General features: G+C 30.2%; 9 protein-coding genes and 1 pseudogene. All 10 read left to right on the top strand.

Annotated elements, in window-relative coordinates; all coding sequences use genetic code 11:
- The coding region (gene bamD / locus ACIQZC_RS06850) for an outer membrane protein assembly factor BamD (RefSeq protein WP_396138492.1) at positions 1-344 on the top strand (344 nt) is incomplete at its 5' end.
- A gap of 6 nt (positions 345-350) precedes the next feature.
- Positions 351-665: a DNA-directed RNA polymerase subunit omega gene (locus ACIQZC_RS06855; protein ID WP_396138493.1), complete on the top strand. Its 315-nt coding sequence runs from the start codon at positions 351-353 to the stop codon at positions 663-665.
- A 6-nt stretch (positions 666-671) separates the two neighbouring features.
- Positions 672-1883, top strand: a complete 1212-nt coding sequence (coaBC, locus tag ACIQZC_RS06860; protein ID WP_396138494.1) for a bifunctional phosphopantothenoylcysteine decarboxylase/phosphopantothenate--cysteine ligase CoaBC — start codon at positions 672-674, stop codon at positions 1881-1883.
- On the top strand, positions 1873-2763 hold the full coding sequence (locus ACIQZC_RS06865) for a DUF4835 family protein (protein WP_396138495.1): 891 nt from the start codon (positions 1873-1875) through the stop codon (positions 2761-2763). The genes coaBC and ACIQZC_RS06865 overlap by 11 nt, the downstream gene beginning before the upstream one ends.
- A gap of 28 nt (positions 2764-2791) precedes the next feature.
- The gene (gene recN, locus ACIQZC_RS06870; RefSeq protein WP_396138496.1) at positions 2792-4444 is read left to right on the top strand and encodes a DNA repair protein RecN; all 1653 of its coding nucleotides are present in this window, start codon (positions 2792-2794) and stop codon (positions 4442-4444) included.
- A gap of 62 nt (positions 4445-4506) precedes the next feature.
- Positions 4507-5697 carry an enoyl-ACP reductase FabV gene (gene fabV, locus ACIQZC_RS06875; protein ID WP_396138497.1) on the top strand — a complete coding sequence of 397 codons (1191 nt, stop codon included), beginning with the start codon at positions 4507-4509 and terminating at the stop codon, positions 5695-5697.
- A gap of 80 nt (positions 5698-5777) precedes the next feature.
- Positions 5778-6776, top strand: a complete 999-nt coding sequence (locus ACIQZC_RS06880) for a glycosyltransferase (protein WP_396138498.1) — start codon at positions 5778-5780, stop codon at positions 6774-6776.
- 3 nt (positions 6777-6779) lie between these two features.
- Entirely contained in the window at positions 6780-7367 is a 588-nt protein-coding gene (coaE, locus tag ACIQZC_RS06885; RefSeq protein WP_396138499.1) for a dephospho-CoA kinase, read from the top strand.
- A gap of 71 nt (positions 7368-7438) precedes the next feature.
- Complete coding sequence (locus tag ACIQZC_RS06890; RefSeq protein ID WP_396138500.1) at positions 7439-9022, top strand: sensor histidine kinase; 1584 nt, start codon at positions 7439-7441, stop codon at positions 9020-9022.
- Between the two features lie 19 nt (positions 9023-9041).
- Positions 9042-9137: pseudogene (locus ACIQZC_RS06895) on the top strand (DNA-binding response regulator); the annotation flags it as partial.

The following is a 9137-nucleotide window of genomic DNA, read 5'->3' on the forward strand; positions in this document are numbered from 1 at the left end:
ATGAATATGTAAAGGAATTAAGAGAAAAACTAGAAAAGAAGGCATTTGAAATAGCTAAACAATACAATAGTATTTCAGATTTTAAAGCCGCTTTAAAAGCTTTTGATAATTTTATTACTGATTTTCCGGGAACACCATACAAAGAACAGGCATTGTTTTATAGATTAGATTCTGCATATAAGTTAGCAATTAATAGTATTGAATCTAAAAAACAAGAACGTTTAGCTTATGCTAAAACAACCTATGCTAATTTAATAAAATTTAAATCGGATACAGCTTACAAAGAGGATGCTGACAAAATGTTTGCAACAATTGAACAAGAATTACAACAATTTTCTAAATAAAAAATCATGGATTTAAAGAAAACAAGTGCTCCAGTAAATACGATAACTTATAACAAAAGTAAGTTAGAAGAGCCTACTGGAAATATTTATGAAGCGATTACTATTATGTCAAAAAGAGCCAATCAAATTAATACCGAAATAAAAAAGGAATTAATTGAAAAATTGGAAGAATTTGCTACTTACAACGATAGTTTAGAAGAAGTTTTTGAAAACAAAGAACAAATTGAAGTTTCAAAATTCTACGAAAAATTACCAAAACCTCATGCATTGGCAGTTCAAGAGTGGGAAGAAGGTAAAATCTACTACAGAGATTCAAAATAACTAAATATGTCTGTTTTAAGCGGTAAAAAAATCTTGCTAGGTATATCTGGTGGTATAGCTGCTTATAAAACAGCCGATTTGGTTAGATTATTCATAAAAGCAGGTGCACAAGTACAAGTTGTAATGTCGCCTGCTTCTTTGCATTTTATTACGCCACTTACTTTATCAACCCTTTCAAAAAATCCTGTATTTTCTACTTTTTATAACGAAGAAGATGGAAAGGGCGAATGGAATAATCATGTTGAATTAGGACTTTGGGCAGATCTTATGATTATTGCACCCGCTACAGCAAATACACTATCTAAAATGGCAAACGGTAATTGTGATAATTTACTAATTGCAACCTATCTATCTGCAAAATGCCCAGTGTATTTTGCACCAGCAATGGACTTAGATATGTATAAACATCCTTCAACAATAGATAGTTTTCAAAAGTTATCTTCGTTTGGGAATATTATAATTCCTGCCGAAAACGGAGAATTAGCCAGTGGTTTAACTGGTGAAGGAAGAATGGCAGAACCAGCAACTATTGTTTCTTTTATTGAAAATGATTTATTAGATAAATTACCATTAAAAGGAAAAAAAATAATGGTAACCGCTGGCCCTACTTATGAAGCCATAGATCCTGTGCGTTTTATTGGTAATCATTCTTCAGGAAAAATGGGGTTTGATATTGCACTACAAGCCGCGAAAATGGGTGCAGAAGTTACTTTAATTTCAGGACCAACACATTTTCAACTAGAAAATTCTCAAATTAAATTGATTCGAGTTACTTCAGCTAAGGAGATGTATAATGCTTGTTTTAAGTATTATGATGTTATGGATGTTGTAATTGCAGCAGCAGCCGTAGCCGATTATCGTCCAAAAAATGTAGCACAACAAAAAATAAAAAAGACAGAAACTACGTTATCTATTACGTTAGAAAAGACAGAAGATATTTTAGCATCTTTAGGAGCAAATAAAAAACATCAGTTTTTGATAGGGTTTGCCTTAGAAACTGAAAATGAAATAGAACAAGCGAAGTTGAAAATTCAGAAAAAAAACTTAGATTTGATTGTTTTAAATTCGTTAAATGATAAAGGTGCCGGATTTGGTCTACCAACAAATAAAGTTACATTTATAGATCGTAATTTTACTATTGAACCGATGGATTTAAAATCTAAAGAAGAAGTAGCTATAGATATCATAAATAAAATAATCAAACATTATGAAGCGTAATTTAGTATTGGTTCTCATTTTATTTTTTGTTCAAATTGGAGTTTCTCAAGAACTTCAAGCAACGGTTTCTGTAAACTATCAGCAAGTAAATAATGGTAATCCGCAGTTATTTAAAAACCTAGAAAAACAAGTTAATGAGTTTTTAAATAATACAAAATGGACCGACAGAGAAGTACTTGATATTGAAAAAATAGAATGTAATTTTTTTATAAATATTTCAAAATATGGGTCAAATGATTTTGAAGCAACTTTACAAATTCAATCTTCTAGACCAATCTATAATAGTACTTTTTCTACACCTATTTTAAATATTAACGATAAAAATTTTTCGTTTAGATTCATAGAATTTGAAACAATGGTGTATGATCAAAACAGCTTTAACTCTAATCTTGTTTCTGTATTAGCTTTTTATTCTAATTTGATTATTGGTTTAGATCAAGATTCTTTTGCTTTAAATGGTGGAACTAAATATTTAGAAATTGCTTCAAATATTGTTAATGTTGCTCAAACTAGTGGTTATAAAGGATGGAGTTTATCTGAAGGGAATAATAACAATAGAAATTTTTTAATTTCAGATCTATTATCAAATACATTTTCTCCTTTCAGATCCACAATGTATGAATATCAAAGGTTAGGATTAGATCTTATGCAAGAAGACTTACTTAAAGGTAAAGAAGGTGTTGCAAAATCAATTCAAACACTATTAGAAATTCAAAAAGTACGTCCTAATTCATTAATAATGAGAACTTTTTTTGATGCTAAAGGTGATGAAATTGTTTCTGTTTTTTCGGACGGACCAAAAATAGATGTTACAAAATTAGTAGAAACATTAAATCGAATTTCTCCGTTAAATTCTCAAAAGTGGAATAAAATTAGATAATACATTTATCACATTGTAATTAATACCTATGCTACTTTCGCTTTCCATAAAAAATTATGCATTAATTGAATCTCTTGAAACTGATTTTTCAAATCGTTTTTCTGTAATTACAGGTGAAACAGGCGCAGGAAAATCTATTTTACTAGGTGCATTAGGATTAGTTTTAGGAAATAGAGCCGATTTAACTTCCTTAAAAGATAAAGAGCAAAAATGTATTATTGAAGCCTTTTTTGAACTTTCAAATTATAAGTTGCAAGACTTTTTTAAAGAAAATGATTTGGATTATGAAGATAAAACAATCATTAGAAGAGAAATTTTACCTTCGGGTAAATCGCGCGCATTCATTAATGATAGCCCAGTAAATCTTAACGAATTGCAAATGTTAGGTTTGTTGTTGTTAGATATTCATTCACAACATCAAACACGCGAGTTAACCGAAGAAAGCTATCAAATAGAAATTCTTGATGCCGTTGCAAACAATGGTGATTTAATTAATTCGTATAAGATTTCATTATTTGATTATAAATCTTCGCAAAAAGAGTTGCGAGAATTATTGGCAGAAAAAGAAACTTTATTAAAAGAATATGAGTATAATTCTTATTTATTGAACGAACTTTTAGCCTCTAATTTAATTGATGGCGAACAAGAAATACTAGAACAGGAACTTGAGCAACTTAGTAATGTTGAGTTTATTAAAGAGAATTTTCAAAGAATTTTAGCTATTGCTAATGAAGAACAAATTGGCGTTTTAATGAATTTAAAAGAGATTAAAAATGCTCTTCAAAAAAATGCTAGTTTTTCAACGCAAAATACGCTATTGCTGGAGCGATTAATAAGTTGTATGCTTGAATTTGAAGATATTATTTCTGAGATTGATCAAAATAATGATAAAATTATGGCTGATCCAGAACAATTAGAATTAATTACTACAAAATTACAGGCGATTTATAATTTACAGAAAAAGCATCAAGTGCAAACTATTACTGAATTAATTAGTATTCAAAATGAATTAGATGCAAAAGTTATTCGAGTGGATGATTTAGATGGTTCTATTGAAAAATTACAAGCAAGAGTTCAGGATTATAAAAATAGTTTAGATAAAATTGCAGGAGTTATTTCAGAAAATAGGAGTAAAACCGCGCCAATTTTAATTGGAAAAATCAAAACTATTTTAGGCCAATTAGGAATGGTAGAAGCCAATTTTAAGTTTGAAATTCGATTTACAGATTCCTATTTTCAAAAAGGAAAAGACGAAGTAGTTTTGTTGTTTTCTGGAAATAAAGGAACAGATTTCGGATTGTTAAAGAAAGTCGCTTCAGGCGGAGAAATGTCGAGAATTATGCTGGCTATTAAAGCTATTTTAGCCAATTATTCAAAATTACCTACGATTATTTTTGATGAAATTGATACCGGAGTTTCCGGAGAAATTGCTATAAAAATGGGTGAAATTATGAAGGAAATGAGTGCAACCATGCAAGTATTTGCAATAACACACCTTCCGCAAATTGCAGCTAAAGGTGATACACATTACAAAGTAATTAAGCGTATTCAAAATGAAACAACAATATCTGAACTATTAGTGTTAAACCCTGAAGAACGAATTCAACAAATTGCAGAAATGTTATCTGGAAAAGATATTTCCGAATCCGCATTACAGCATGCAAAAGCTTTGTTGAATTAATATTTTTAAGCTACTTTTGTTTGAAGATTTATAATTGAAAAATAAATAATAAAATTTAGAAGATGATAATAGAACCAAGAATGCGTGGATTTATTTGTTTAACAGCTCATCCAAAAGGTTGTGAACAAAATGTAAAAAATCAAATTGGATATGTAAAATCTAAAGGTAAAATTGATGGTCCAAAACGAGTATTGGTAATTGGAGCTTCAACTGGTTTTGGATTGGCTTCAAGAATTACAAGTGCTTTTGGTTCTGACGCAGCTACAATTGGTGTGTTTTTTGAAAAAGAGCCTTCCGAAGGCAAAACAGCTTCTCCGGGTTGGTATAATTCTGCTGCTTTTGAAGTAGAAGCAACTAAAGCAGGTTTATATGCTAAAAGTATTAATGGAGATGCTTTTTCTAATGAAGTAAAAGCTCAGGCAATTGAAATGATTAAAGCCGATTTAGGTCAGATTGATTTAGTAATTTATAGTTTGGCATCACCAGTTCGTCAACATCCAGTTTCAGGAGTTTTACACCGTTCATCATTAAAACCTATTGGGACTACTTTTACAAATAAAACGGTTGATTTTCATACAGGTAACGTAACGCAAGTTTCAATTGAACCTGCAAATCAAGAAGACATTGACAACACCGTTGTAGTTATGGGTGGAGAAGATTGGTCAATGTGGATGGATGCTTTAAATGAGGCTGGAGTTTTAGCAAAAGGAGCTACAACTATTGCTTATTCTTACATTGGTCCAGAAGTAACAGAAGCGGTTTACAGAAAAGGAACCATAGGAAGCGCAAAAGATCACTTAGAAGCTACAGCATTTGAAATTACAAAACAATTAAGTGATTTAGATGGAAAAGCCTATGTTTCGGTTAATAAAGCATTAGTAACTCAAGCTAGTTCTGCAATTCCAGTTATTCCATTATACATTTCTCTTTTATATAAAATTATGAAAGCCGAAGGTATTCACGAAGGATGTATTGAACAAATTCAGCGTTTATACCAACAACGATTATATTCAGGCAACGCAGTTCCAACAGATGAGAAGGGAAGAATTAGAATTGACGATTGGGAAATGCGACCAGATGTTCAAGAAAGAATTGCAAAATTATGGATTGAGTCAACTACCGAATCACTTGTAGAATTAGGAGATTTAGCAGGATATAAACAAGATTTCTTAAACCTTTTTGGTTTTGGATTCGAAGGAGTAGATTATTTAGCTGATGCTAATGAAATGGTACAAGTGCCAAGTATAAAATAATTGATGTCTCATCAAAATATATAAAGTTCCACTTAGGTGGGACTTTTTTATTTTATATATCTTTGTATAAAATGTAAAACATGTATTTTTCGTTTATTATTCCTGTTTATAATCGGCCAGATGAAATTGATGAATTATTAGAGAGTTTGTCAAAATTAGATGGTGATGCTGCTCTTGAAGTAGTAGTTGTTGAAGATGGTTCAACTATTTCTTGCGAACACATTATTGAAAAATACCAATCAAAATTATCAATAGCTTATTTTTTCAAAACAAATTCAGGACCAGGCGATTCTAGAAATTATGGGATGACTCAAGCTAAAGGAGATTATTTCATCATACTTGATTCTGATTGTATTATTCCAGAAGACTATTTAAATCAAGTTCAAACTAGTTTGCAAGAAGATTATGTCGATTGTTTCGGCGGACCCGATGCTGCCTTAGCTTCGTTTTCTGATGTTCAGAAGGCAATTAACTTTACAATGACTTCTTTTTTAACCACAGGAGGAATAAGAGGTGGAAGTGAAAAAATTACTCAATTTCAACCTCGAAGTTTTAATATGGGAATTTCAAAAGTTGCTTTTGAAGCTTCAAAAGGCTTTGGAAATATTCATCCAGGAGAAGATCCAGATTTGTCTATTCGTTTATGGAATTTAGGTTTTAAAACTAAATTAATTAAAGAAGCATTTGTCTATCATAAAAGAAGAATAAGTTGGGATAAGTTTCAAATTCAAGTCAATAAATTTGGTAAAGCCAGGCCCATTTTAAATTTATGGTATCCGGAATATTCAAAAATTACATTTTGGTTTCCAAGTTTGTTTCTTATAGGATTTATGTTTTCGGTACTAGTTTCTTTATTTGGGAATTATATCTTTATTGGTTTTTATGCTTTCTACTTTTGTTTACTTTTCATAAGTTCATTAATAACAAATAAAAGCATTAAAATTGCGTTATTTTCACTTTGGGCAACCGTAATTCAGTTTTATGGATATGGAACAGGATTTTTGTTTTCGTATTACAAAATTTTTATTTTAAAACAAAAACCTCAAGTAGCCTTTCCCGAATTATTCTTTAAAAAATAGATAATGACAAAAATCATTGGTTTAACTGGAGGAATTGGAAGTGGAAAATCTACTGTAGCTCATTATATTGATTCAAAAGGTATTCCGGTCTATATTGCTGATGAAGAAGCTAAAAAACTAATGGAATTACCCGAAGTTATTGCCTCTGTAAATGCTATTTTTGAAGAAAATGTTTTGGATGATTTTGCAAAACTAGATCGGAAGAAAATAGCAACATTAGTTTTTAATTCACCAATTCAACTTACTCAGTTAAATAACATTGTTCATCCCTTAGTTAAAAGTCATTTTATTGAATGGTTGAAATTGCATTCAAATGCGCCTTTCATCATTAAAGAAGTAGCGATACTTTTTGAAACGGGTGGAAATACAGCTTGTGATAAGGTTATTTTGGTTACTGCACCCGAAGAAATCAGAATTCAACGAGCCATGTTGCGCGATAATGTCTCAAAAGAAACCATTTTAAGCCGCATGAACAATCAACTTCCTGAATCTGAAAAAATCACAAAAAGTGATTTCATAATCCACAATATCGACTTAAATAAGACGTTTATTCAAGTAGACGAAATTCTTAAAATTTTATCAAAACTGTAAAAAAAGGTTTTTATGTTAATCTTTGGTTAATGTATTTTTGGAATAAATGTTAAAATGTTAAATTTGTTTCGATGAATAAGTCAAGATTTAGGTTGTTAGTCTTTTTAATGAGTTTATCATTAATAGGAATCATTTTAGTTCAATTGTATTGGATTTCGACTTCAATGGATAAAAATGAAGAAGAATTTAAATACCACGTGCAACAAGTTTTAGGTAACGTTTCTGACAATTTAAAAGATAAAGAATTAGTTTCGTTTTTTACAACATACAATCAAATTAAAGATAGTATTGGTAAAGATCCTGAAACAAGCCAGCTAAAAGAGGTATACTTTTATGAAAGGGATACAAAAACAAACGAAACAATTATTTATACCAATACACTTGTAGCTGAAAATTATGGTGTTACAGGTTCGTTCTTTGACAATAAAGCAGATTCAGTATCTATTGGAAACATAGTAGCTAATCGTAAAACTGAGATTTATAATGGAAATTCTATTACTGATGCTAATTTTCAATTGAGTAATCAACCTAATACAACTATCTCTAAATCAGGTAATTTATCCAGTTTAGATAAAGCAAACTTTGAAGTTGTTTTTAAAGATATTGTTGCGCAAAAACCATTACAACAAAGAATTTCAAATGAAGAATTAGACGAACTACTTAGTTCGGAATTAAAAAAATATGGAGTTAAAACACCTTTTGAATTTGGAATTTACAGTAATGGGTTAGCAACTAAAATACGATCTGAAAATTTTAAGTATGATAAGAATACGACCTATGGTATTCCAGTTTTTCAGGATAACGAAGGAATTTCAAAATATCAATTGTTAGTTAGTTTTCCGCAAAAAAGTAAGTTTGTATTCTCATCGTTAATAGGTATATCTAGTTTATCTTTGTTATTCACACTCGTTATTGTTTTAACCTATTCGAGTGCTTTAAATCAACTAATAAAGCAAAAACAAATTTCTGAAATTAAGACCGATTTCATCAATAATATGACGCATGAGTTTAAAACGCCTATCGCAACCATTAACTTGGCTTTAGACGCTATTAAAAACCCAAAAATCATTGATGATAAAGAGAAAGTACAGCGCTATTTACAAATGATTAAAGAAGAGAATAAACGAATGCATGCGCAAGTTGAAAATGTATTGCGAATTTCTAAGTTAGAAAAAAATGAGTTGGACATTTCAAAAGAGCCAAGAGACGTAACTGAAATTATTGAGGACGCAATTGAGCACGTTGGTTTAATTGTTGAAGATAGATCGGGTATTATAAATCATCATTTTGATGCGACCCGAAACACAATTTTATTAAATGATGTTCATTTTACAAATGTGTTGGTCAATGTATTAGATAATGCTATAAAGTATTCGCCAGAAGCACCTATAATAGATGTTTTTACCGAAAACATTAAAGATTTTATCCTAATAAAGATTCAAGATCAAGGTGCTGGAATGACTAAAGTAGCTCAAAAACGTGTTTTTGAAAAATTTTACAGAGAACATACTGGAGATTTACACAATGTAAAAGGTCACGGTTTAGGACTTTCTTATGTGAAGCAAATTGTTGAAGATCATAACGGTCAAATATATGTTGAAAGTGAAAAAGGAAAGGGTAGTACCTTTATTATCAAAATGCCCTTAATAAATTAAAAAGAAATATTCAATTACTATGGAAGGAAAAAAAATATTACTAGTAGAAGACGATCCAAACTTTGGAGCTGTTTTAAAAGATTATTTAATGATCAATGATTTTGAAGTTACGTTA

This window comes from Flavobacterium sp. (assembly GCF_044338735.1).
Classification (GTDB): Bacteria; Bacteroidota; Bacteroidia; order Flavobacteriales; family Flavobacteriaceae; genus Flavobacterium.